The organism is Arthrobacter sp. JUb115, assembly GCF_004365035.1.
Taxonomy (GTDB): domain Bacteria; phylum Actinomycetota; class Actinomycetes; order Actinomycetales; family Micrococcaceae; genus Glutamicibacter.
In genome coordinates this window covers 175,089-198,597 of the sequence record NZ_SOBS01000001.1, presented here as the reverse complement: position 1 = coordinate 198,597, position 23,509 = coordinate 175,089, and the positions used below count along the sequence as shown (strand labels likewise).

Below are 23,509 nucleotides of genomic sequence, written 5' to 3'. Positions count from 1 at the left end.
AGGCAACCGCGCACGTGAAACTCGTTATCGACGCTCGATACACCCGCATCACCCACCATGATGGCATTAGCCGGTATACCGCCGGGTTGATCGAGGCCGCCAGCAAGCTTGCCGAGGTCACGATGCTGGTCAATGACACCAGGCAGCTGGCAATGCTCCCCGATGTTCCGTATCTGAAGATTTCCGGCCCCACGAGCGTGCTCGAGCCATTCGTCGCCCTGCAGATCAACAAGCTCAAGCCGGATGTCGTGTTCTCGCCCATGCAGACCATCGGATCGTTGGGGCGGAAATATCCCTTGGTCTTGACCCTGCATGATTTGATCTACTACTCGCATCCGCATGCACCGAAGTTCCTGCCTGCTCCGATTCGCGCTGGATGGTTCTTGTTCCATCAGGTCTACTGGCCGCAGCGGATGCTCCTGAATCGGGCCGACGCGGTGGCTACCGTTTCCAACACCACAGCCGAACTCATGCGCAGGCATCGACTGACCAAGAAGCGCATTGGACTGGTGTCCAACGCCCCCACCGGAAATTTTGCTCGTCGAGACCAAGCGAAGCGCCCAAAGAAGACCTTGGTCTATATGGGTTCCTTCATGGAATACAAGAACGTCGAGACACTCATCCGCGGTATGGCGCACCTGCCGGACTATGAGCTGCACCTGCTAAGCGGGATCAACGAGCAACGTCATGCTGAATTATCCAAGCTCATCCCCTCGCAATCCACAGTGGTATTCCACCGCGGTGTCAGCGATGAGGAATACGAGCGGCTGCTCAGCGAATGCACTGCCTTGGTAACCCTTTCGCGAGAAGAAGGCTACGGGCTTCCCCTGGTCGAAGCGATGAGCATGGGAACTCCGGTGATTGCCACCGATATGCCGATTTTCAGGGAAGTCGCGGATGACGCCGCGCTGTACGCTTCGGCAGATGATGCACAAGGCTTCGCGGACCAAGTACGCACTTTGGATGAGCAGGCTACCTGGAGACAGTATTCGCAACGCGCCGTGGAACGAGCCGGGCACTACTCATGGGAACAATCAGCGCAGCAGCTGCTGGATTTGGCCAGATATGCGGCAGATCACAGAAAGTAGTTTGCTGCTGCTTGGTGGATAAGCATCCGGTCTCGCCCGGAAAATGGCGGAATTTCGGGGCAGGGAACGCATGCTCCGCAACGGGAACTTCCGATTTGAAAACGGCACTTGGCCAGTGCTAAAGTATTACTCGTTGCATTCCTCCATAGCTCAATTGGCAGAGCATTCGACTGTTAATCGAAGGGTTACTGGTTCAAGTCCAGTTGGAGGAGCCAAAGAAACCTCCCAGCTCCGCAAGTAGCTGGGAGGTTTTGTTTTACCCAAAAGCGGTCGTTGCCATGCGCAAATTCGAAGTGAAAACCCAGCAACACCCGAACCTCCTATAACCACAGGTGATTAGACGATAGACTTTCGAATCGTTAACAGTTACACCCACAGCATGAGATAAATGCAGTGGGTTTTACGCCTGAAGACTGAGTCGTATGCGGCAACCGGGGTGTTAGCGTTTGATGTACCGGTTGCTGAGCGATCGAGAATATGGAGAAACCATGTCTGAAGCTGAATCGACGCAAGCTGACGAAAGCCTTAAGTCGAGTGTCAAGAGTGCTAAGACGCAGGTTGATGGTCTCAAGGAGCTTGTTCCACAACAGCTCTCGGACGAGATCAAACTCGCGACTACGGTACTCAAAGGCAAGGGAATCAGCATTGGCATGGCGGCGGCGCTCGCCGGAGCTGCACTGCTCGTAGTGCTGCTCTTCGTCATTGCTGTTGTAGTTACCCTGGTCAATGTATTGGCTCTCTGGTTGCCCGGTTGGGCAGCCGCATTGATCGTTGCAGGATTCTTCTTGCTGGTTGCTGCCATCTTGGGATTGGTTGGATATGCCAAGGTCAAGAAGGCACTGCCGCTGAAGCCGGAAGCAGCTATTCGCGGACTCCGCCACGACTTGGGCGTGCTCAAGGACGGCAGCGCCTTCGATGTCAGCACTCTTGATGAGCCGCTGAAGAAGAAGTCGGCTGAGGATGACGAGAAGGCTGAAAAGAAGAAGGAACCGAAGCCTCCGGCACCGAGTGCCGATGAGCTGATCCTTCGCACCAAGCGTCGCCGCCGCCAGATCCAGGCTCTGCGTGACAACCTGGGCGAGAGCGTGCAAGCGCCACTGGCCAAGATCGACAAGATTCGTTCGTTCACCCAGGGAGCTGGGGAAAAGTTCTCCGGAGCAGCTGCCAAGGCGAAGGGATTCGTTCGCCCTTCCCCGTCTTCGTCTTCCGAAGACCAATCGGAGGCTGACAGAGCCGGCTCAAACCGCTTAGAGCAGGCACGACCGTATATCGTGATGGCAGGTTCCGGGCTGGCGCTGATGGCTGTTGTCCGCGCATTGTTCAAGCGCTCCTAGGTCTTTCGCCGACGGGGCCAGGCATTAGCCGTACCAAGCGTGCGCGTGCCCCGTCGTATGAAAACTTAGGCTAGAAAGGCACTGACATGGTTTGGATCGCTATTGCAGCGGCACTATGCAGTGCCTTTTGTCTTGCCTTTGGAGCGCACTTCCAATCGCAGGCAGTCCGCAGTGCTGTTGGCGGTCTGGACCTGACAATTAAGAATGTCGGGAAGCTGGCCCGCAACAAACGCTGGATGAGCGGACTGGGGCTGATGGCTCTTGGCATGGCCTTGAATGTTTTCGCGCTAGCCAGCGCGCCCTTGACGGTGGTGCAGCCAATTGGTGCCATTGCATTGGTGATCACTGCGATGGTCAATGCCAAGGAAACCGACCTGACGATGAATCGTCCCACCGTATTGGCGATCATCAGCTGCATGGTGGGTTCGGTTGGCTTCGTGCTTCTGGCCGTCACTGCCACTAGCAGCAACCAGGAGGTAAACGACTACGAAGCGCACTTGATTGAAATGATCTTGGCGGTAGTCGTTGCCATCGTGGGATTGGCCACCATCTTCTTCCACAAGAAGCTCGGTGCGTTCTTCTTCATCCTCGGTGCTGGCGTCCTATTCGGATTCGTCGCCGTACTGGTTCGAACCATTGCAATCGCCGTGATGAATATCGGCGACGGCAGCTTTGTCCAGCTGCCTTGGCTGGCTGGCCTAGCGGTAGTTGTAGCTGGCCTTCTCGGCTCGTATTTTGTGCAAAAGGCCTACTCAAAGGGACCTCCTGACCTTGTCATCGCAGGGTTGACGGTGATTGACCCGATAATTGGCATTGCCATTGGAATCGGCATCCTAGGGGAGCTGCGTCCTGATGTTCCGGTACTGGTCACCGTGCTGATGCTGGTGGCTGCTGGTTTGGCTATCGTCGGTGTGACCGCACTGTCCAGACATCACCCGGATGTTATTGAACGCCGGAACCAGTCTGAAGCAGAAAAATCCATGCCTGATTCCAAATAGACTGAAGCTGCAGATTTTAATAGAAACTACAACGCGTGTGAACGCCGAAGGATGCTCGTGGCCAAGGAAAAACCGCTGACCATCGTCATTGCTGCTGACACTTATCCGCCAGACGTCAACGGTGCAGCGATGTTTTGCTACCGGTTGGCTACTGCGATGCATGCACGCGGCCACCGGGTGCATGTGCTGGCGGCCCGTGGAGATAAGGGCAAGACCTACACCGAGATCCGTGATGAAGCAATTGTGCATCGTCTGGAATCGCATTCGGTACCTACCCACGAGTACTTCCGCATCGTGTTCCCGTGGGAAGTCAATCGGCAGATCAGCAAGCTGCTCTCGGATATCAAGCCCGATGTAGTCCACGCCCAGAGCCACTATATGATTGGCCAGCGCACGATCGGATGGGCTCGCAAGAACAAGGTTCGTTCCATCGCCACGAACCACTTCATGCCGGAAAACCTTGACCCCTTCCTGCCTTTCCCGCAGTGGTTCAAGCGAATTGTCGCGCAGAATTCGTGGAGAGACATGGGGAAGATCTTTGGGCGGGCAGACGCCGTCACGACCCCGACTCCACTGGCGGCCAAGGCAATGCGTGAGCGTGCCAAACTGAACCGGGTGCTTCCGCTGTCTAACGGGATCGAGATCGGCAACTACGAGCTGGCGGCAGGGGAAGAAATCATTAAAAACGAGTTCCCCACGATCTTGTTCGCAGGCCGTCTTGCCGTTGAGAAGAACATCAATGAACTCATCGAGGCATTGCCTTTAATGAGCCAGGTGCCGGATGCCATCATTGAAATTGTTGGCGGGGGAGAGCAACGCGCTCACTTGGAGAAGATCGCCGACGAATTGCAGCTGCGAGACCGTGTCCGTTTCCTTGGGCATGTAAGTGATGAACAACTGCGCCAGGCCTACCTGCGTTGCGATGTGTTCTGCCAACCAGGCACCGCCGAACTGCAGTCATTGGTAACCCTGGAAGCACTCTCGGCTTCCAAACCCGTCGTTCTGGCCAACGCGATGGCCCTGCCGCACCTGGTAGACGAAGGCATCAATGGTTACATGTTCACGCCGGGAGACCGGCAGGATCTGGCCAACAAGCTAGACCAGGTTCTTGCCTTGGATGGGCAGCGCCGTGCCAAGATGGGTGAAGCCGGGCACGAAAAGGTGAAGAACCACGCGCAGGAAAAGACAATGAACTCCTTCGAAGCCCTTTACCGCGGCCACGAAGTTTCCACCCATTAATAGGTTCATCGTCATCGGGTGCGTCAAGTCGGTGTTTCGGCTAGTGATGCCCTAGAATATTTCGAGTGTGGTTACGCCGCTTCGGCGATGGGCCCATGTGGGGAGTTAGCTCAGTTGGTTAGAGCAGGGGACTCATAATCCCTTGGTCATGGGTTCAAGTCCCATACTCCCTACCAAACAAGATCGTCCAGCAGCTTATGCAAAAAAGCTGCTGGACGATTTTTCGTTCCGGGGTCTGGAAAATGGAAGAAGCCAGTTCCCGGCCCATTGCGCGGTGCCAACTTGCAACTCTCATGGCAGTCCAAGGAACAGGCCACGCGGCTGCGCGGCATGGAGCTCTCGCCAGGGGCAAGAACACGCAGAGGATCCGGTCTGCAAGACCCGCGACAGTAACCGTGGCTCTTCATGGTGCACCCCTGGGAGCCTTCACGGTCATTCGTGCAGCGGCAAGAGTATTGATGGACGCATGTCGCGGATCAGCAACACCGGGTCAATGTATTCTCCTTCGAGTCGCACGCCCCAGTGAATGCATCGGCCCGAGCAGTGCGCCCCGGTTGCTACCTGTCCCACCTTCGCGCCAGCCTCGACCCAATCGCCCACCGAGACTCCGGCGGCTACCGGTTCGATGCTGGTCCTGAATCCGGAACCGTGGTCGATGACCAGCACGGGTCGATCCACGATCACTGAAGCGAAGGCGACTTGGCCGCGCTGGGGCGCGAAGACCGAGTCTCCGGAGCTGGCAGCCAAATCCACGCCGCGATGACCGGGAAGCCAATTCTCCTCCGGCTTATCGAAGGGCTCCAGAATTTCCGGTTCGCCAGCTAGCGGCCAACGCCAGCCGTTGCCGGCGGCGAGTGCAGCTTGTGCTTGGACTGGTTGTGGCGCCGCAGTCAGGGGCGAGGCCGGAGGACCACTGAAGGCCAGCAGCAAAACCTGCAGCCCGGCGACTAGATACTTGGATTTCATCCTCTCAGGATGGACCCAATAGCCGGATCTTAAGCAGTTGGAAGAGCGAATTGTGGGCAAGCGAATGGGCTGCAGATCACCGATATCGCCGTGTAAAGCGTTGAGTTCTCTGTAGTACACTTGAAACAGCAGTGTCCTGTCACAGGTGTGTCCAAAACTGGGTGCGTCGGGCAGGGGATTGACTTCGCGTATGAGTATCCACAGCTTCATGAGCTGTGGCCTGAGGTTCCAGTGGTCCGAGAGAATCGGTGGACCGAAGGCGAGATGCCAAGCATCTATCGGTATTCATGCTAGGGCGGATATCCACAATGGCTATCTGCATCAACCCGAACAAACAAGAGCAGTTACCGCGGGCGCATGCGCGCCCGGTCCGCCACTGCTGAAAGGAGTTGCGACATGCCAGTCGTAACCATGCGAGAGCTGCTTGACAGCGGCGTCCACTTCGGCCACCAGACCCGTCGCTGGAACCCAAAGATGAAGCGCTTCATTTTCACCGAGCGCAACGGCATCTACATCATCGACCTGCAGCAGTCGCTGTCGTTCATCGACCGCGCTTACGAGTTCGTCAAGCAGACCGTTGCCCACGGCGGCACCGTACTGTTCGTCGGTACCAAGAAGCAGGCTCAGGAATCGATCGCCGAGCAGGCTAACCGCGTTGGCCAGCCATACGTGAACCAGCGTTGGCTCGGCGGTATGCTGACCAACTTCCAGACCGTCTCCAAGCGCGTTCAGCGCATGAAGGAACTGGAAGAGATCAACTTCGAGGACGTTGCTGGCTCCGGTCACACCAAGAAGGAACTGCTGCTGCTGAAGCGCGAGCTGACCAAGCTGCAGAACAACCTCGGTGGTATCCGTAACCTGACCCGCACCCCTTCCGCTATCTGGATCGTTGACACCAAGAAGGAACACTTGGCTATCGACGAAGCACAGAAGCTGGGCATCCCAGTTGTGGCCATCCTGGACACCAACTGCGATCCGGACGAAGTTACCTACCCAATCCCAGGCAACGACGACGCAATCCGCTCCGTCAACCTGCTGACCCGCGTTGTTGCTGACGCTGTGGCCGAAGGCCTTATCGCCAAGAACAACAAGGCTGCCGGCAAGACTGAGGGTGCTGCTGAGCCAATGGCTGAGTGGGAGCGCGAGCTGCTTGAGGGCGAGAAGGCCAAGGCCGAAACTCCAGCTGCAGAAGCTGCAACTGAAGCACCAGCTGCAGACGATGCAACTGAGGCACCAGAAGCCAAGTAGTCACCTCGGTGACTCCAGAAGTTTGCCTGGGCGCACTAGCGTGTAGCTCGGGGTGAACTTCACCAAGTCTTGTGGGACGGGCCGGAAATCCGACCCGTCCCATAAGCAAAATAAACTTGAAACTCCTAGCTGAATGGGATTGCACGTGGCAAACTACACCGCTGCTGATATCAAGGCACTGCGCGAGCGCACTGGCGCCGGCATGATGGACGTTAAGAAGGCACTGGACGAGGCTAACGGCGACGCCGAGAAGGCCATCGAGATCATCCGCGTCAAGGGCCTGAAGGGCGCTACCAAGCGCGAAGGCCGTTCGACCGCTGAAGGCCTGGTTGCTGCCAAGGTTGAAGGCAACGTCGGCGTCATGATCGAGATCAACTGCGAGACCGACTTCGTTGCCAAGAACGAGAAGTTCATCGCACTGGCCAACAAGGTCCTGGATGCCGCTGTGGCTTCCGGTGCTGCAGATGCAGAAGCACTGCTGGCTTACGAGCTGGACGGCAAGACCGTTGGCGACATCGTTATCGAAGAGGGCGCAATCCTCGGCGAGAAGGTTGTTGTACGCCGTGTTGCACGCATCGAGGGTGCCAAGGTTGCTTCGTACCTGCACAAGACCAGCAAGGACCTGCCAGCTCAGGTTGGCGTTCTGATGGCTGTTGACGCTGACAGCGAAGCTGCCGCAACCGTCGCACACGACGTTGCTGTCCACACCGCTGCAATGGCTCCTACCTTCCTGTCCCGCGAGGAGGTTCCAGCTGACAAGGTTGCCGACGAGCGCCGCATCGCAGACGAAACCGCTCGCGCGGAGGGCAAGCCAGAAGCTGCACTCACCAAGATCGTTGAAGGCCGCCTGACCGGTTTCTTCAAGGAAATCGTCTTGGTTGACCAGGCTTTCGCCAAGGACGCAAAGAAGTCCGTAGGCAAGGTCTTCGAAGAAGCTGGCACCAAGCCAGTTGCCTTCGCACGCTTCCGCGTTGGTGCCTAAGCTTTTACAGCTCTAAGCATTAGCCGTACGCATTAAGCGAACCGCGTTCAGGGCAACCTGAGTGCACAAGATCAAAGGGAGGTGAGCACCGAGAGAAAACTCGGTGACTCGCCTCCCTTTTCTTGAGCCCGGATCTCACGATAGCTTGGGATCTGGGAAGTAGTACCCCCAGCTTGATTCCGACCTCCAGGAGTAAGACACCTCATGCCAAGCACCCCAGAAACCAAACGACGCCGCGTACTGCTCAAGCTCTCCGGTGAAGTATTCGGCGGCGGCAAGATCGGCGTTGACCCGGATACCGTTCGCGGCATCGCCAAGCAGATCGCTGAAACCGTAGGCGAAGTAGAGGTCGCAATCGTGGTTGGCGGCGGCAATTTCTTCCGCGGCGCAGAACTCTCGGCCTCCGGCATGGACCGCTCGCGCGCAGACTACATGGGCATGCTTGGCACCGTCATGAACTGCCTGGCACTGCAGGACTTCCTGGAACAATGCGGCGTCGAAACCCGCGTCCAGTCGGCCATCGCCATGGCCCAGGTCGCAGAAAACTACATCCCACGCCGTGCCATCCGCCACATGGAAAAGGACCGCGTTGTCATCTTCGGCGCTGGCGCAGGCCTGCCGTACTTCTCCACCGACACCGTGGCCGCGCAGCGTGCCCTGGAAGTCGATGCTGACGAAGTTCTGATGGCCAAGTCGGGCGTCGATGGCGTGTACACCGCGGATCCGAAGAAGGATCCGACCGCCAAGAAGCTGGAGACCTTGACCTACAGCGACGCGCTGGTCAACGACATCCGCGTGATGGACCAGACCGCCATGACCATGTGCCAGGACAACAAGCTCAATATGCTGGTCTTCGGCATGGAAGGCGAAGGAAACGTGGCCGCGGCAATTCGCGGCGAGCGGATTGGCACCACTGTCACCGTCTAATCGGTGATCGTGGCTTAGGATTGAAGTAGATTTAATTTCCCGTAGCGGAAACACAGATGAAGTACTTGAGGAGTACCGGTGATTGACGAAACGCTGGCGGAAACCGCCGAAAAGATGGAACGCACCATTGAGGCCGCCAAGGAGGACTTCGCGACGATCCGTACCGGTCGCGCCCACCCAGGCATGTACTCGAAGGTCATGGTGGACTACTACGGTTCCCCGACCCCACTGCAGCAGTTGGCTTCCTTTGCAGTGCCAGAAGCACGCACCATCACCATCACCCCATTCGATGTGACCGCTATGCGCGCAATCGAAAAGGCTCTGGGCGATCCAGAAGTTGGGGCAAACCCATCTTCGGACGGAAAGATGATCCGCGTTGTCCTTCCAGTGCTGACCGAAGAACGCCGCAAGGAATACGTCAAGCTGGCCAAGGCCAAGGGTGAGGACGCCCGCGTTGCGCTGCGTAACCACCGCCGCAAGGCCAAGGACTCCATCGACAAGTTGGTCAAGGATGGCGAAATTGGCGAGGACGAGGGCACCCGTGCAGAAAAGGACCTCGACGCGCTGACCAAGAAGCACGTTGACGCAGTTGACGAGATCTTGAAGAAAAAAGAAGCAGAGCTGCTGGAAGTCTAATGCCAGGCTCGACAGACAACACTGAGGGCAACGCTTCGGCGGTGCCCTCAGTGGCATCCGGAGAATCCCAGCCCCTGACCCGACGTGAAGCTCGTGCCCAGCGCGAGGCTGCCGCCAAGGGGAAAAAACGCGGTTTCATGAAGAACCGTGCGGCTAGGGAAACTCCAGAACCTGCCACTGGAATCCAAGAACCGGTCACGACTGGACCGGCCAATCCGGTAGCTGCTCCAATGGCCACGCCAGCACCGGCACCAGCCGTGGAGCAAGTTGCCGGCACCGATGGCGTTTTGCCGACCCCTCAGCCAGGGGCTGGCGCGAACCCGGCAGCCGAGGCTTCCCCAGGCAAGGATGCAGCCGCTACGGCTGATACCGGGCAAGCGAAAGAGCGTGCCAAGGCAGCCTTCAAGGCTGATACGTCCAAGTCGGTGGCGGCTCCGGGGCCGGTAGCTGCCCAGCAGGCCGGACCAGCCGAGGAACCGGCTGAGCCCGTAGAATCGGCGGAACCCGGCAAAGCCAAGATCTTAGCGGCCCCAGCTGCCCAGGGTGGTATGCCAGCGAAGGGCGAAGCGACCAAACCGGACGCCGAATCAGCGGCGCAGAATCCAGCGCCTGCCGAGGGCAAGGTGCCTGCTCCACCGGTTTCCGACTCCACGGACCTGGCCGAGACCGGCCAGCCCGACGCGGCAGAAGCAGACATCCCTGCCGAGCTGTTGATAGGAACCCCGGAGCCGAAGAAATCGCGCGCCGGACGCAACCTGCCCGCGGCAATCGGCGTAGGCTTGCTGATGCTCGGCGTCGTCCTCGTTGGCCTGATGTGGTCGCAGCCATTGCTGGTCATCGCGCTGATTGCGCTCAGCGGCATTGGCTGCTGGGAAGTTGCGAGAGCTACTACTCACGCCAAGACCGCGGTGCCTCAATTGCCGTTGTACCTGTCCTCGGTCTTGCTGCCGGTCAGTGCCATTTGGGGCGGGGTGGAAGCCCTTGGATTCAGCTACATTGCCTGTATCCTCATCGCTCTGCTCTTCCGGCTCATGGAAGGACTCAAGGGTGCTGTGGCCTCGGTGATGAGCAGCGTGTTCATCATCAGCTGGGTGCCGCTGCTGCTTTCCTTCGCCCTGCTGATTCTTGATTCCGAGAATGGCCAATGGCTCATTGCCACGCTTTTGCTGCTCGCGGTCGCCAACGACACCTTCGGCTACATCGTGGGTGTGCTAATAGGCAAGCATCCGATGGCGCCAAAGATTTCTCCGAAAAAGTCCTGGGAGGGCTTCGCCGGATCAATGATTGGTTCGATGGCTATTGGTGCTTGCGCAATGCACTTCTGGCTGGAAATGCCATGGTGGACGGGCGTCATCTTGGCGTTCTTCACCACCATTGCCGCGACCACTGGCGACTTCGCGGAATCCATGGTCAAACGTGAACTGGGCATCAAGGACATGAGCAACTTGCTGCCGGGCCATGGCGGAATCATGGATCGCTTGGACTCGATATTGTTTGTCATTCCTCTGGGCTACGTGATTTCGCATGTGTTGGCCTGGAGCGTCGAAGTCTTCTGACCGGTCCCGCCAGCGGGTGTGATCCTCTACTGGAATGCACTGGCTGGTGTGGCCATTAAGCCAACTATTGGCCCAAGCCAATAGAATATGAGGGGTATCGCCTTACCGGGGTACCCAACTGATATCTCTCTAGAGAAAAAGGAACTGTCGTGTCGCAGCAGCAAGATGCTCCGTTTTCCCGCGTACCGGACTCGGAATTCGGCTACAATGCAAAGCAAGTTGATGCATTCCTGAGCCGTGCCCGCGCCACCTTCAACGGTGGAGGAAACGACGACAGTGTGGTCACCAGCCACCTGATCCGCCGCACCACTTTTGCGCCGCAGAAGGGCGGGTACCAGGCCCGCGAAGTCGATGGTGCGCTGGACCGCTTGGAAGATGTCTTTGCCAAGCGCGAGCGCGACGACTTGATTGCCCATCAGGGCGAGGAGGTCTGGCTGCAGCAGGTAGGCCGCCTGGCCGCGATCCTGCGTGGCCGCCTGCACCGTGCCAAGGGTGAGCGTTTCCGTCGCCCGTCGCGTTCCAACGCGTCGAGCTACAACATCGAAGATGTCGATCGCCTATGCGATCAGCTCATCGACTATTTCGAGAACGACGTGCCCATGGCCGTTGACACCGTACGCCGCGTGGAATTCCGCTCTTCGCAGGGAACCGATGGCTACGAGGAATCGCAGGTCGATGCATTCCTTGACCGCGTGGTCGAGCTGATGGCTTCGATCGACTAGCAGCTGTCTCCAGCGCAAACGCATTGCCGCGCAGGGCAGTGGGAAATTCTTCCCGCTGCCCTGCGCGGCTTTTTGCATTCTTGGCGACGCGCTGGCCCATATGGCTAGGGCCGGGTCTGTTCATAGTGGGCCAACCAGTTTCGCAGCATTTCTTCGAGCGCAGGACGATCAGCGGGGGCCAGCTGGTCCACGAGGCGCTTTTCGTTGCGCATGTGGGCGGTAAACGCTTCATCGATTTTCTTCTTGCCGCTAGCCGTCAAGGAGATGCGGCGCCCACGCCTGTCATCACCGGATAGCGCGCGGGTGACCCAGCCGTTGCTGACCAGCTTGTCGAGCCGCTTGGTCATGGCTCCGGTGGTCACCATCGTCTGCTGTGCCAGCTCGCCGGGGGCCAGGGAGTGGGGTTCTCCTGCCCGCCGCAAGGCCGCGAGCACATCGAATTCAGCTTCGGTCAGCCCATGCTCTGCATAAACCGTGCAGAGCTCCTCGGTCAGGTAATTAGCCAAGCGATGCAGCCGGCCGATGATTCCCTGGGGCGCTGGGTCGAGATCCGGCCGTTGTTCTGCCCACTGCTGTTGAATGCGCGATACGTGGTCGTTTTGCTCCATGCCTTTATTATATCTTCCAAGGAAGCTAAAGTATCTTCCATGGAAGATATTTTGAATTCCGCGGGGCACCGGCTTCGAACGCTGGGCTGGGTAGCACTGACCGCGATAGCCCCGATCGCGTGGGGCTCCAATTACTATGTCACCAAGGAATTTCTTCCCGACGGCTCAGCGCTCTGGGGTGCGGCGATCCGCGCATTGCCGGCGGGCTTGGTGTTGCTGGGGCTAGCCAGGAAACTCCCGCAGGGCAGCTGGTGGTGGAAATCCGCGGTTCTGGGCGTGCTGAATATCGGTGCCTTCTTTGCCCTGATCTACGTGGTGGCGCAACTTTTGCCATCGGGTGTCGCTGCTACGACCATGGCGATTTCTGCCGGTGTGCTCATGCTGTTCGCATGGCTATTGCTCGGTGAACGTCCTGCACGTTGGCCTTTGGTTGGGGCCCTCTTGGGCTTCGTCGGCGTGGGCATCATGGTATTCGATGCACAGGCCGGCATCGATATCCTGGGGATCGTCTTGTCGCTGGTAGCAATGGTCCTATCCAGTGCCGGGTTCATCTTGACCAAACGATGGTCTGAAGGGATGCCGATTATCCGTGTCACCGCGTGGCAGCTGGTGGCCGGAGGGGCAGTACTGGTCCCCTGCGCGCTGTTCGTGCATGGAGCACCCCCTGCGCTTGACCTGCAGGCGATGGCGGGCTTCGGCTATGTCAGCCTCATTGCCACCGCGGCTGCCTATCTTGCCTGGTTCACCGGGCTGCGCCATCTCCCTGCATCGTCAGTTGGCCTCATTGGCCTGCTCAATCCAGTGACAGGGGTCCTGCTGGGAACATTGCTGGCAGCGGAAAGCCTCGGCCTCCAAAGCCTGATCGGGATGGGCTTGGTTCTCGGCGGAGTCCTTCTGGGGCTGGCCAAGGGATCCCGGCGCAGATCAGCTTCGGCACGCGAAGCATCTGGCCGCGACGCGCCTGCCGGAGAATCCGTGGAGACTGGCTAGAACTTCGCCCGCCAGTCCGGGACATGGAGCAACGCCATGACGCGTTCAACGTTGGCGGGCACGCTCCGCTTGGTGCTGCGCGATACGAAGATCATCACCATGAAGGCCAAGGGAACGCTCCACGCCGCAGGCTGGCGCAAGAGGTGGATCCAGATCTCATCTTCCTGGGGCAGGAAGGCGCCGGTCATCAAGGCCAGCCCGCAGGAGATGCCGCCAGCCAGCAGTCCGGCAACAGCACCTCGAGCGGTCAGTGAACGCCACCAAATGCCCAAGAGCAGCAGCGGGCAGATGGTGGATGCAGTGAAGGCGAAGACGTTTCCAATGGCGCCCGCCAAGGCCAATGAATTGGTCACCACCGCGACCAGGACGGGCAGGGCGGTGGCCAGCACGGTAGAGATCCTGAAGCCCCGCACGGTACCCGAGAAGAATTCCTGGGACAGCGCACCAGCCAGGGATACCACCAAACCGGAGGTGGTGGAGAGGAAAGCTGCGAATGCGCCACCGACGACAATTGCGGTCAAGGCGTCGCCCAGGAATCCGTCGAAGAGGCGCCCGGGCAAGAGCAGGATGGTGGCATCGGTTTCATTGGTGGCACCGAGCTCCGGGGTGTAGAGCAAGCCCAGCACGCCCAAAGTCGTCGGCAAGAGGTAGAACGCGGAGAGCAGGCACAGCACAATCACCGTGGTGGTACGCGCAGCCTGGCCTGTGGGGTTCGTGTAGAAGCGCACCAGCACATGCGGCAGCCCCAGGGTGCCGAAGAGCAATGCCAAGATGATGGATACCGTCTCGTAGAGGTTCATCGCGTTCACGGACTCCAGCTGCGCATACAGGGCCTGGGCATGCCCGGATGCCGAATGCTCGGGGATGGCCCGCCCCAGCAGGAAAATCGTGGGAATAACCAAGGCCGCCAGCTTGAACCAGTACTGGAAGGCCTGGACGAAGGTCACCGAGCGCATCCCGCCGGACAGCACCGTCACGCAGACAACCGCGGCAACAATGACCGGACCGGCCCAACTCGGGAATCCGGTAGCGATGGATAGGGTCAGGGCTGCTCCGTGCATTTGCGGAACGATATAGAGCCAGCAGATCACCACCACCAGATAGGTGGTGATTTTCCGCAGCATCGGCGAGCCTTCGAAACGGATCTGCGCGAAATCGGGAATTGTGTATGCCCGGGAACGTCGCAGGGGAGCGGCAACAAACAGGAGCAGCATCAAGTAGCCTGCGGTGTAGCCGATGGGGAACCACAAACCTGATTGCCCAGAGAGCACAATCAGTCCGGCAACGCCCAGGAACGAAGCCGCCGACAGGTATTCGCCGCCAATAGCAGAGGCATTCCACCACGGGCGTACGGTGCGTGAAGCTACGTAGAAGTCGGAAGTTGTACGGGACAGGCGCAGGCCGTGGAAGGCGATCAGCATGGTGGTGAGGCAAACGATCACCAGGGAGGAAACGGACAGCAGGCTAGCCACGGCTGATGCTCCGATACCGTTCTTCATTGCGTCCCGCGGCCCTGTTGTAGAGCATTCCGGCCACGATGATCAGTGGATACATGCCGATGCCCAAAACCCACCATGGCAGGGGCAGGCCCAGCAGGTGGATGTCCTCGAAGACCGGCCAAAAGACGAGCAATGCACTGATGCCTACCAGCATCGCCAGCAGGCCCGCCGCGACGGCACAGGCCAGCCGCAGCTGGGAGCGGATCAGCTGGCGAACATAGAATTCTTCTGCTGTGTGCTCGGGACGGTCGGGGGAGACAGTCAAGGATGCATCCTGCGGAGCCTGGACACGCACGCGTTTTGGACGCTGCTCAGCGAAACGTCCGGGCATGAGGGGCTCTCGCCGGCTGTTGTCTTGGGGAAGGTGCTCCACGGAAGGCCAGCAGCTTCCTACAGCGGGCGGACGCGGTTGGCAGCCAAGCGTTCCCGCAGGTATGGCAACGCGCGACGAGAAATCGGAAGTTCGGTGCTGTTGACCAGCACAGCGGCCTTGCCGGTCTGCAAGCGAACGGTTTCGATCTTATCCATGCACACCAGGTAGGAACGGTGGATCCGAACGAAACCGGACTCGCCCCACTGCTGTTCCAGATCGTTGAGCGGAACCCGGATGAGATAGCTCGAATCCTTGGTGTGCAGCCGGGCGTAGTCTCCCTGGGCTTGAACGTAGGCGATATCCGCCCGAGGGATCAGCTTGGTGATGCCTCCCTGGTCCACCGTGATCATTTCCGGCTTGGCAGGGGTCTCCTCGACCAGCTCGCAGATGCGGCGAACGGATTCGGCCAGGCGCTGCGGGCGAATGGGCTTGAGCACGTAGTCGATGGCGGCCAACTCGAATGCTTGCAGCGCTTGATCTTCATCGGCGGTGACAAAAACAATCAGTGGGGGATTGGTGAACCGGGAGATGACGCCGGCAATGTCCAGGCCTGACAAAGCCGGCATGTGGATGTCGAGGAAAAGTGCGTCGACAGTATTTTCCTCCAGCGCCTTCAGCGCCGCGGCACCAGAGGTGGCGCGGTGAATTTTCCCGATGCGGGAATCCTGGCTGAGCAGAAAAGCGATTTCTTCTACCGCTGGAAGTTCATCATCGGCGACCACCACGTTAATCATGCGAAAATTCTACCGTTTATTGGATTTTTCTATGCATCGGAAGTGATCGTGTTGGGCGGACGGAACTTCGGGACACGCAAAGTGATCAGCGTTCCGGCCCCCGGCGCGGTCTCCACCACCAGTCCATTGGAATTGCCGTAGAGCTGGCGCATGCGCAGGTCGACGTTGCGCAGGCCTACGTGCATATTCGGGGTATCGCCAGCTAGCACACTGGACAGCTGCTCGGGATCCATGCCCATGCCGTCATCTTCCACGCTGATGACTGCGTGCATTCCGTCTTCGGTGGCCGTGATGGAGATGACTCCGCCATCTGGCCGGGCTTCGAGTCCATGGCGTACCGCGTTTTCAACCAGCGGCTGCAAGGCCAGGAAGGGAATTTGCGTGGGCAGCACCTCGGGAGCGATCTGCAAGGAGACCTTGATGCGCTCACCGAAACGGGCCTTTTCCAGCAACAGGTAGCGGTCAATGGCTTCCAGTTCTTCGGCCAGGGTGGTGAATTCACCGCGGCGGCGGAAAGAGTACCGGGTGAAGTCGGCGAATTCTATGACCAGCTCACGGGCTCGAGCGGGATCAGTATTGATGAACGAGGCGATCGCATTCAGCGAGTTGTAGATGAAGTGCGGGGAGATCTGAGCGCGCAAGGCACGCATCTGCGCTTCGAGCAGCATGGCCTTGGATTCATCGAGCTGGGCGGTGGAAACTTGCGCGGATACAAAGACCGCTACCTCGGAAACTGCCCGAACGAAGCTGGCGCCGGCCCTGCGTGATAGCGCGGTCACCGTTCCCACGCTTTGATCTCCTACGGTGATCGGCGCGGACACGAAGTCCATGCCGGAGGAACGTTCTACCTGGGTTTTGCCGGTTGCCAGCGCGCTTTTGGAAACCTTGGAGGCTGCTTCTTCGAGTTCCGCGGTGAAATCGGCCCCTGCATCGGTGGCCAGCACATGGGTGGTGTCGCTGATCAGCAATACCTGGCAGTTCAAGAGCCTGCGCAGCGCCTTGGCGCTTTTGGCCGCCCCGTCCTCAGTCAGGCCGCGCTCCAAATGGGGAACCGCAACGGACATGTGGTGCAACGTCTTGTAGGTGGCTTCCTCGACGTCGGTACCCATTTCCTTGGTGGAGCGGGAAATCCTGAAACCGATGTAGCCGACAAGAGCGATTCCGACCATCGCAATGGCGACGATCAGGGTGACTTGCAGCGCTGGAGACATGTATCCCATCTTAGGGCCCTGCCTGATCTGCCGACCGTTCAGCGCGCCATGCTGCGCCGTTGGGCGCAGAAAGCAGTCCGTTGAGCCACGAGCTGTGCAAGCCCCCTAGTCGCCAACGGGTTTATCGCCAATAGTGAACTTAGTCACAAAACCGATGTGCGCCCAGTCACATCATCAACTCGCTCAAGGAGGGCATCATGAGTGCCAACCCGGAACACGGCGTCGCTGCTGACGTTGATTTCGTCAAGGAGAGCCAATCCGAGGAATTCCAGGAACTGCGAAAGACCCACCGCAGTTTTGTTTTCCCGATGGCAGTCTTCTTCCTCGTCTGGTATTTCGCCTATGTGCTGCTAGCCGACTACTTCCACGACTTCATGTCCATCAAGGTTCTCGGCAATATCAACATGGGTATTGTTCTCGGGTTGCTGCAGTTCGTGTCGACCTTCGCGATCACCGCGGCCTACGTCAGTTTTTCGAATAAGAAGCTCGACCCCAAGGCAACCAAAATCCGTGAACGCCTAGAGAGCGAGGGAGTGAACTAAATGAACCAGCTCAGCATCCTGGCCCAGGCCGCGGGAGAGTCGACCCAGGTCGGCAACCCCTTGGTCAATATCGCCATCTTCCTGGCCTTCGTGGGCGTCACCATGGTGATCGTGCTCCGCGCCTCCAAGAACAACAAGACCGCTGCGGATTACTATGCAGGCGGCCGTTCCTTCACGGGAACGCAGAACGGCACCGCAATTGCCGGTGACTACCTCTCGGCAGCCTCCTTCCTGGGGATCGTTGGCGCTATCGCCATCCAGGGCTACGACGGCTTCCTCTACTCGATCGGCTTCCTGGTTGCTTGGCTGGTTGCCTTGCTGCTGGTTGCGGAGCTGCTGCGCAACACCGGCAAATTCACCATGGCCGATGTGCTGTCCTTCCGCCTCAAGCAGCGTCCGGTGCGCATCGCCGCGGCCATCTCCACGCTGGCAGTGTGCGTCTTCTACCTGCTGGCGCAGATGGCTGGCGCCGGCGCGCTGGTTTCCCTGTTGCTGGGTATTGACGAGAAGCTGGGACAGTCGCTGGTGATCGTTATCGTTGGCGCATTGATGATCCTCTATGTGCTGGTTGGCGGCATGAAGGGCACCACCTGGGTGCAGATCATCAAGGCCTGCCTGCTGATCGCCGGCGCGCTGATCATGACCGTGTGGACGCTGGCCATGTTCGGCTTCAATTTCTCCGACCTGCTGGGCAAGGCAGCTGAAGTAGCCGGCAACCCTGAGATCCTGAATCCGGGCATGAAGTACGGTGTTTCTGAAACTGCCAAGCTGGACTTCATCTCGCTGGCCCTGGCCTTGGTGCTTGGCACCGCCGGCCTGCCGCACGTGCTGATGCGCTTCTACACCGTTCCTACCGCGAAGGAAGCCCGCAAGTCCGTCGTCTGGGCTATCTGGCTGATCGGCGCCTTCTACCTGTTCACCCTGGTGCTGGGCTTCGGCGCCGGTGCACTGATTGGCCCGGATCGAATCCAGGCGGCTCCAGGCGGCGTGAACTCTGCGGCACCGCTGCTGGCCTACGAATTGGGCGGCACAGTGCTGCTGGGCCTGATCTCTGCAGTGGCCTTCGCAACCATCCTTGCTGTGGTGGCGGGCTTGACCATCACCGCGGCGGCATCCTTCGCCCATGACGTGTACGCGTCGGTGATTGCCAAGGGCAAGTCCACTCCAGAGAAGGAAATGAAGATTGCCCGCCGCACGGTCTTGGTTATCGGAGTCTTCGCTATCGCTGGCGGCATCGGTGCCCAGGGGCAGAACGTGGCCTTCCTGGTGGCATTGGCCTTCGCGGTGGCCGCTTCGGCTAACCTGCCAACCATCTTGTACTCGCTGTTCTGGAAGGGCTTCAAGACCCGCGGCGCAGTGTGGTCCATGTACGGCGGCCTGGGTTCGGCTTTGCTGCTGATCATCTTCTCGCCAGTGTTCTCGGGCTCGGAGACCGCAATGATCCCAAGCATCGATATGGTGATCTTCCCGCTGGCTAACCCGGGTATCGTCTCCATTCCGCTGGCCTTCTTCCTAGGCTGGCTGGGCTCGGTTACCGACAAGCGTTTCGAGGACATTACCAAGCAGGCGGAAATGGAAGTTCGTTCGCTGACCGGTGTCGGTGCCGAGAAGGCAGTCGACCACTAAGGCGAAGAATACATAAAACTCAATAGCGAAGTTCCGGGAACCAGCCAGCAGGCTGGTTCCCGGAACTTTTTTGCTGCCCTGAGTGCTACGCGTTGTCGGCTAGCGAGTGCTGAAGCAAAGCGGTGGTGCGATAGGGGACGAGCTCGGCCATGGATAGTGCCGAGTCGGCACGATTCACTCCGTCTATATGCAGCAGCTGTCCATGGACCCGAAACAGCTCCTCGGCGTCTTTGGCCGCTACCCGCACCAAGATGTCGGCAGAGCCGGTGAGCCCGTGTGCTTCAAGCACCTCGGGGATGGCTTCGAGCTTGGCGGCGATGTCCCCGAGATGGCGTTGCTCAACATGCAGCTCGACAAAGGAAAGCAGCCCGTAGCCCAGCACTTCGGGCGGGATGCGGCGGTCAATGGAATCAAGAACTTCATTCTCCAGGCGGGTCATCCGCGTCTGCACGGTATTTCGCCCGAGGTTCAAAGCCGTGGCGATAGCCGAGCCGGTGCGCTTGGCTGCGGTCGAGAGGGCCAGCAGGATGCGCCGGTCGGTAGTGTCCAGAAGTAGCATAATGTGCACGTTAGCACTGACCGGTTCTCATAAACAGTGCGTTTTGCTCTAATTCCAAAAACACCATTGTGCATCCTGCCTTGCGTGAGTAGCATCACATTAAGCGGTGTTTGTGAATGAAAACCCGCAACCGACTACGTGAGAGTAAGGATGCCGATCGTGTCCACACAGCACATTGACGTAGCCGCCGGATGCCTACCCACGCATCAGCTGCTGAACGTCGACGGGAAACGAATCCCGGACGAAGAACTTGACCATTATCTGAAGGACCTCAAAGAAGCGGACCTTGCAGATTTCCTTCGCGACATGGTGGTCCTGCGCCGCATGGACAATGAAGCCACCGCATTGCAGCGCCAGGGCCAGCTGGGACTCTGGGCCCCGTTGCTAGGCCAGGAAGCCGCACAAATCGGCTCGGTCCGCGCCACCGAAGCGGATGACTTCATTTTCCCTTCCTACCGCGAGCATGGCGTCGCATGGGCCAGGGGAGTGAAAGCAGAAGATCTGCTCAGCGTGTGGCGCGGGGCCCAGGCTAGCGGCTGGGATCCGAATGAAGTCAATATTGCTTGCCAGCAGATTGTCATTGGCTCCCAGGCTTTGCACGCAGCCGGATACGGAATGGGAATCAAATTCGACGGGGGCAAGCAAGTTTCTGTGGCCTACTTTGGCGATGGCGCCACCAGCCAGGGCGACGTGAGCGAAGCCATGGTCTTCGCCGCCAGCTACCAGGCGCCAGTGCTGTTCTTCTGCCAGAACAACCAGTGGGCCATTTCCGAACCAGTCCACCTGCAAAGCCGCACCCAGATTGCCGACCGTGCCCACGGCTTCGGGCTGAAGACCTGGCGGGTGGATGGCAATGACATCCTTGCAGTCTACGCAGCCACCAAGGCCGCCCTGAATCACGCGCGCAACGGCCTGGGCCCAACCTTCATTGAAGCGGTCACCTATCGCATGGGGTCGCACACCACCGCCGATGATCCAACCCGCTACCGCAAGAGCGAGCAGCTCGAAGAGTGGAAAGCCAAGGACCCTATCGACCGCCTGGTGAAGTACCTGCATGAGATGGGTGCCGATGTGCAGTCCTACGAGCAGCGTGCCCAGAACGCAGCCGATGATCTGGCCGCGAAGCTTCGCGTCGCGATCACCACCATGGAGGACCCCAAGGTGGAAGAGCTGTTCACCAATGTATATGCCGAGAAGCACGAACCAACCGAACGCGCAGCCAAGAACTATCTGGACTACTTGGCAGATTTTGAAGGTGGAGAGTAACTGTGGCAACCACCATGCTCAAGGCGCTGAACAAGTCGCTGCACGATGCCCTGGACGAGGACGAGAAAGTCATCCTGCTTGGTGAAGACATCGGAACCCTCGGCGGCGTCTTCCGGGTCACCGATGGCCTGAAATCCAAATTCGGCGAGCACCGCGTCGTCGATACCCCGCTGGCAGAATCCGGCATTGTCGGCAGCGCCATCGGCCTGGCCTACCGAGGCTATCGCCCAGTAGTGGAGATCCAGTTTGACGGCTTCACCTACCCGGCCTTTGACCAGCTAGTATCCCAGCTGGCTAAATTGCATTACCGTTCCCGGGGCCGTGTGAAGATGCCGGTGACAGTTCGAATTCCCTACGGCGGAGGAATCGGTTCACCGGAGCACCACTCCGAATCGCCGGAAGCATATTTCGCCCACACCGCCGGTCTGCGCGTCTTCGCGCCTTCAAGTGTCGAAGATGCCTATAGCATGTTGCGCCAGGCCATCGATTGCGATGATCCGGTCATCTTCTTCGAGCCGAAGCGCCGCTACCACGAGAAAAGCACAGCTGAACTTCTGGCTCCAACGCCAGACGGATCGCCAAAGGCCAAGATCATCCGACCCGGTGAAGATGTCACCGTGGTCGGCTATGGCCCGACCACTTACACCTTGGTGGATGCGGCCAAGGCCGCAGAAGATGAAGGTACCAGTCTGGAGGTCATCGACCTGCGCACCCTGGATCCGTTGGATATCGACACCGTGGCCGAATCCGTCAAGCGCACCGGCAAGCTGGTTGTAGTCCATGAAGCCAGCCGCACCAGCGGTATCGGTGCAGAAATCTGTGCCGAAATCACCGAGCGCTGCTTCGACTATCTGGAGCACGCCCCATTGCGCGTCACCGGATTCGATATTCCGTATCCGCCATCGCGGCTCGAAAGCCACCACCTGCCCGATTTGGATCGAGTGATGCACGCGGTTGATACCGTGATGCGCCACAACGAGGCAACCGAAGGAGCTGCCAAGTGATGACCGCCCACACATTCAAACTCCCGGACCTCGGCGAAGGGCTCACCGAGTCCGAGGTGCTGAATTGGAAAATCAAGGTTGGCGAGCATGTTGCGCTCAACCAGATCATTGCCGAAGTTGAAACCGCCAAGGCAGTGGTTGAACTGCCCTCGCCGTATGCCGGCTTCGTTCAGGCTCTGCATGCCACCGAAGGTGAAACAGTGCAGGTTGGCGGTCCGCTGGTCACTTTTGATCAGGAGCCAGGCGCTTCCGGCGGGCAGCCGCCAGCAGCAGGTCCCGGAAATCATGGGGAAAGTGCGGCCGTCGAGCGCACCCCAACCCTCGTTGGCTACGGTGCCCCGGCAGACACCGGCAACCGTCCAACGCGAAAAGCTCGTGGCTCCCGCAACGGGGGAGCGGCGCAATTGGCGGAACCAGTTGCATCCGCACCGGATGCCGCGCCGGCCAGTCCTGAGCGCGAGCAACATGAGACGACTCGATGCACACCGCCCGTACGCAAGCTGGCACGCGATCATGGAGTCGATATTTCGGCGCTCGCCGGCAGCGGCGAGGGTGGGCTGGTGCTGCGTAGGGATGTTCAGCAGGCCATCGATTCCGTAGGTACCAGCACCTCATCGGCAAGGGGAAATGAGCCAGCGTCCTCGCCGGATGTGGACCGCCATGTGAAGATCACCGCCGTCCGCAGAGCCACAGCCAAAGCGATGGTGCAGTCGGCGTTTACTGCACCGCATGCCACCGAGTTCCTCACTATTGACGTCACCGAATCCATGGCGTTGGTGGAAAGAATGCGTTCGCATCGCTTGCTGAAGGACCGGAAACTCAACATCACAACGTTGGCGGCGCTCGTGGTGACGAGATTGCTGAAGACTTATCCTGCGCTGAACTCGACGTGGGATGAAAAGGCTGACGAAATCATTGAGTTCGGGTCAGTGAATCTGGGCATGGCTGTGGCAAGTGACCGCGGCTTGCTGGTTCCGGTGCTGAAAAATGCCCAAGCCAAGACGTTGCCCGTATTGGCAACTGAACTCAGCGAGATTATTCTCCAGGGCCGCGAAGGAACGTTGTCACCAGCCCAATTGACCGGTGGCACATTCTCCATTACCAATGTGGGGGTTTTCGGCGTGGATGCCGGGACCCCGATTCTACCTCCGGGGCAGGCTGGAATCCTGGCATTAGGCCAAGTGAAACGAAGGCCTTGGGAATACCAAGACCAAGTTGCCCTTCGCCATACCATGACTTTGGCTTTGTCCTTCGATCACAGAGTGGTTGACGGCAAGGAAGCAAGCGAGTTCCTCGCAGGTGTCGGCTCGGTATTGGAAGACCCCGGAATGATGAATATTTTTATTTGAGCTTAAATAAAAACTGACCCGGCTGAAGTTATTTCAGCCGGGTGAGTAACCC

The 23,509-nt window shown here is 59.0% G+C and carries 23 protein-coding genes and 2 tRNA genes; 18 read left to right on the top strand and 7 right to left on the bottom strand.

Annotation, left to right across the window (positions count from 1 at the left end; all coding sequences use genetic code 11):
• Positions 1 to 14: 14 nt before the first annotated feature.
• From EDF61_RS00935 to EDF61_RS00910, 6 genes are all read left to right on the top strand, one after another.
• On the top strand, positions 15 to 1,088 hold the full coding sequence (locus tag EDF61_RS00935) for a glycosyltransferase family 4 protein (protein WP_105657234.1): 1,074 nt from the start codon (positions 15 to 17) through the stop codon (positions 1,086 to 1,088).
• Between the two features lie 139 nt (positions 1,089 to 1,227).
• Positions 1,228 to 1,303, top strand: a tRNA-Asn gene (locus EDF61_RS00930).
• 273 nt (positions 1,304 to 1,576) lie between these two features.
• Entirely contained in the window at positions 1,577 to 2,422 is an 846-nt protein-coding gene (locus tag EDF61_RS00925; RefSeq protein ID WP_166650650.1) for a phage holin family protein, read from the top strand.
• Between the two features lie 86 nt (positions 2,423 to 2,508).
• On the top strand, positions 2,509 to 3,420 hold the full coding sequence (locus EDF61_RS00920) for a DMT family transporter (protein ID WP_105657236.1): 912 nt from the start codon (positions 2,509 to 2,511) through the stop codon (positions 3,418 to 3,420).
• A gap of 51 nt (positions 3,421 to 3,471) precedes the next feature.
• Positions 3,472 to 4,659: a glycosyltransferase gene (locus EDF61_RS00915; RefSeq protein ID WP_105657237.1), complete on the top strand. Its 1,188-nt coding sequence runs from the start codon at positions 3,472 to 3,474 to the stop codon at positions 4,657 to 4,659.
• 99 nt (positions 4,660 to 4,758) lie between these two features.
• Positions 4,759 to 4,835: transfer RNA gene (locus EDF61_RS00910), tRNA-Ile, on the top strand.
• 256 nt (positions 4,836 to 5,091) lie between these two features.
• On the opposite strand, the gene EDF61_RS00905 is transcribed toward EDF61_RS00910, so the two are convergent.
• The gene (locus EDF61_RS00905) at positions 5,092 to 5,625 is read right to left on the bottom strand and encodes a M23 family metallopeptidase (protein WP_105657238.1); all 534 of its coding nucleotides are present in this window, start codon (positions 5,623 to 5,625) and stop codon (positions 5,092 to 5,094) included.
• 396 nt (positions 5,626 to 6,021) lie between these two features.
• On the opposite strand from EDF61_RS00905, the gene rpsB reads away from it, so the two are divergent.
• The 6 genes from rpsB (at position 6,022) to EDF61_RS00875 (ending at position 11,696) form a co-directional block, all read left to right on the top strand.
• Complete coding sequence (gene rpsB, locus EDF61_RS00900) at positions 6,022 to 6,873, top strand: 30S ribosomal protein S2 (RefSeq protein ID WP_105657239.1); 852 nt, start codon at positions 6,022 to 6,024, stop codon at positions 6,871 to 6,873.
• Between the two features lie 145 nt (positions 6,874 to 7,018).
• Positions 7,019 to 7,855 (top strand): translation elongation factor Ts, encoded by an 837-nt coding sequence (gene tsf, locus EDF61_RS00895; RefSeq protein WP_105657303.1) that lies wholly within the window; start codon positions 7,019 to 7,021, stop codon positions 7,853 to 7,855.
• Between the two features lie 204 nt (positions 7,856 to 8,059).
• The gene (gene pyrH / locus EDF61_RS00890; protein ID WP_105657240.1) at positions 8,060 to 8,782 is read left to right on the top strand and encodes a UMP kinase; all 723 of its coding nucleotides are present in this window, start codon (positions 8,060 to 8,062) and stop codon (positions 8,780 to 8,782) included.
• A gap of 78 nt (positions 8,783 to 8,860) precedes the next feature.
• On the top strand, positions 8,861 to 9,418 hold the full coding sequence (gene frr, locus EDF61_RS00885; protein WP_105657241.1) for a ribosome recycling factor: 558 nt from the start codon (positions 8,861 to 8,863) through the stop codon (positions 9,416 to 9,418).
• On the top strand, positions 9,418 to 10,974 hold the full coding sequence (locus tag EDF61_RS18980; RefSeq protein ID WP_286172047.1) for a phosphatidate cytidylyltransferase: 1,557 nt from the start codon (positions 9,418 to 9,420) through the stop codon (positions 10,972 to 10,974). Before frr ends, EDF61_RS18980 begins: the two co-directional genes overlap by 1 nt.
• Before the next feature lie 149 nt (positions 10,975 to 11,123).
• A complete protein-coding gene (locus EDF61_RS00875; RefSeq protein WP_105657242.1) occupies positions 11,124 to 11,696 on the top strand; it encodes a DivIVA domain-containing protein in 573 nt (190 codons plus the stop codon).
• 104 nt (positions 11,697 to 11,800) lie between these two features.
• On the opposite strand, the gene EDF61_RS00870 is transcribed toward EDF61_RS00875, so the two are convergent.
• Positions 11,801 to 12,304 (bottom strand): MarR family winged helix-turn-helix transcriptional regulator, encoded by a 504-nt coding sequence (locus EDF61_RS00870; RefSeq protein WP_105657243.1) that lies wholly within the window; start codon positions 12,302 to 12,304, stop codon positions 11,801 to 11,803.
• Positions 12,305 to 12,343: 39 nt separating this feature from the next.
• Between EDF61_RS00870 and EDF61_RS00865 the strand changes: the two genes are divergently transcribed.
• Positions 12,344 to 13,294 (top strand): DMT family transporter, encoded by a 951-nt coding sequence (locus tag EDF61_RS00865; RefSeq protein ID WP_105657244.1) that lies wholly within the window; start codon positions 12,344 to 12,346, stop codon positions 13,292 to 13,294.
• Here EDF61_RS00865 and EDF61_RS00860 read toward each other — a convergent pair.
• From EDF61_RS00860 to EDF61_RS00845, 4 genes are all read right to left on the bottom strand, one after another.
• Entirely contained in the window at positions 13,291 to 14,766 is a 1,476-nt protein-coding gene (locus EDF61_RS00860) for a sodium/solute symporter (protein WP_388023966.1), read from the bottom strand. The genes EDF61_RS00865 and EDF61_RS00860 overlap by 4 nt on opposite strands.
• On the bottom strand, positions 14,759 to 15,058 hold the full coding sequence (locus EDF61_RS00855; RefSeq protein ID WP_286172046.1) for a DUF485 domain-containing protein: 300 nt from the start codon (positions 15,056 to 15,058) through the stop codon (positions 14,759 to 14,761). Before EDF61_RS00855 ends, EDF61_RS00860 begins: the two co-directional genes overlap by 8 nt.
• Before the next feature lie 125 nt (positions 15,059 to 15,183).
• Positions 15,184 to 15,900, bottom strand: a complete 717-nt coding sequence (locus EDF61_RS00850) for a LytR/AlgR family response regulator transcription factor (RefSeq protein ID WP_133833002.1) — start codon at positions 15,898 to 15,900, stop codon at positions 15,184 to 15,186.
• A 29-nt stretch (positions 15,901 to 15,929) separates the two neighbouring features.
• A complete protein-coding gene (locus EDF61_RS00845; RefSeq protein ID WP_105657305.1) occupies positions 15,930 to 17,111 on the bottom strand; it encodes a sensor histidine kinase in 1,182 nt (393 codons plus the stop codon).
• A gap of 197 nt (positions 17,112 to 17,308) precedes the next feature.
• Between EDF61_RS00845 and EDF61_RS00840 the strand changes: the two genes are divergently transcribed.
• Both EDF61_RS00840 and EDF61_RS00835 read left to right on the top strand, forming a co-directional pair.
• Positions 17,309 to 17,653: a DUF485 domain-containing protein gene (locus EDF61_RS00840; RefSeq protein ID WP_105657248.1), complete on the top strand. Its 345-nt coding sequence runs from the start codon at positions 17,309 to 17,311 to the stop codon at positions 17,651 to 17,653.
• Positions 17,654 to 19,279 carry a monocarboxylic acid transporter gene (locus tag EDF61_RS00835; protein WP_133833001.1) on the top strand — a complete coding sequence of 542 codons (1,626 nt, stop codon included), beginning with the start codon at positions 17,654 to 17,656 and terminating at the stop codon, positions 19,277 to 19,279. It abuts the gene before it with no gap.
• 85 nt (positions 19,280 to 19,364) lie between these two features.
• On the opposite strand, the gene EDF61_RS00830 is transcribed toward EDF61_RS00835, so the two are convergent.
• A complete protein-coding gene (locus EDF61_RS00830) occupies positions 19,365 to 19,838 on the bottom strand; it encodes an Lrp/AsnC family transcriptional regulator (protein WP_105657250.1) in 474 nt (157 codons plus the stop codon).
• A gap of 150 nt (positions 19,839 to 19,988) precedes the next feature.
• On the opposite strand from EDF61_RS00830, the gene pdhA reads away from it, so the two are divergent.
• Genes pdhA through EDF61_RS00815 form a run of 3 tightly spaced genes read left to right on the top strand, consistent with a single transcriptional unit; the run spans position 19,989 to position 23,457 of the window.
• Positions 19,989 to 21,104: a pyruvate dehydrogenase (acetyl-transferring) E1 component subunit alpha gene (gene pdhA, locus EDF61_RS00825; protein ID WP_105657251.1), complete on the top strand. Its 1,116-nt coding sequence runs from the start codon at positions 19,989 to 19,991 to the stop codon at positions 21,102 to 21,104.
• A 14-nt stretch (positions 21,105 to 21,118) separates the two neighbouring features.
• Complete coding sequence (locus EDF61_RS00820) at positions 21,119 to 22,108, top strand: alpha-ketoacid dehydrogenase subunit beta (RefSeq protein WP_105657306.1); 990 nt, start codon at positions 21,119 to 21,121, stop codon at positions 22,106 to 22,108.
• Entirely contained in the window at positions 22,108 to 23,457 is a 1,350-nt protein-coding gene (locus EDF61_RS00815; protein WP_105657252.1) for a dihydrolipoamide acetyltransferase family protein, read from the top strand. Before EDF61_RS00820 ends, EDF61_RS00815 begins: the two co-directional genes overlap by 1 nt.
• The last annotated feature ends 52 nt before the right edge of the window (positions 23,458 to 23,509 follow it).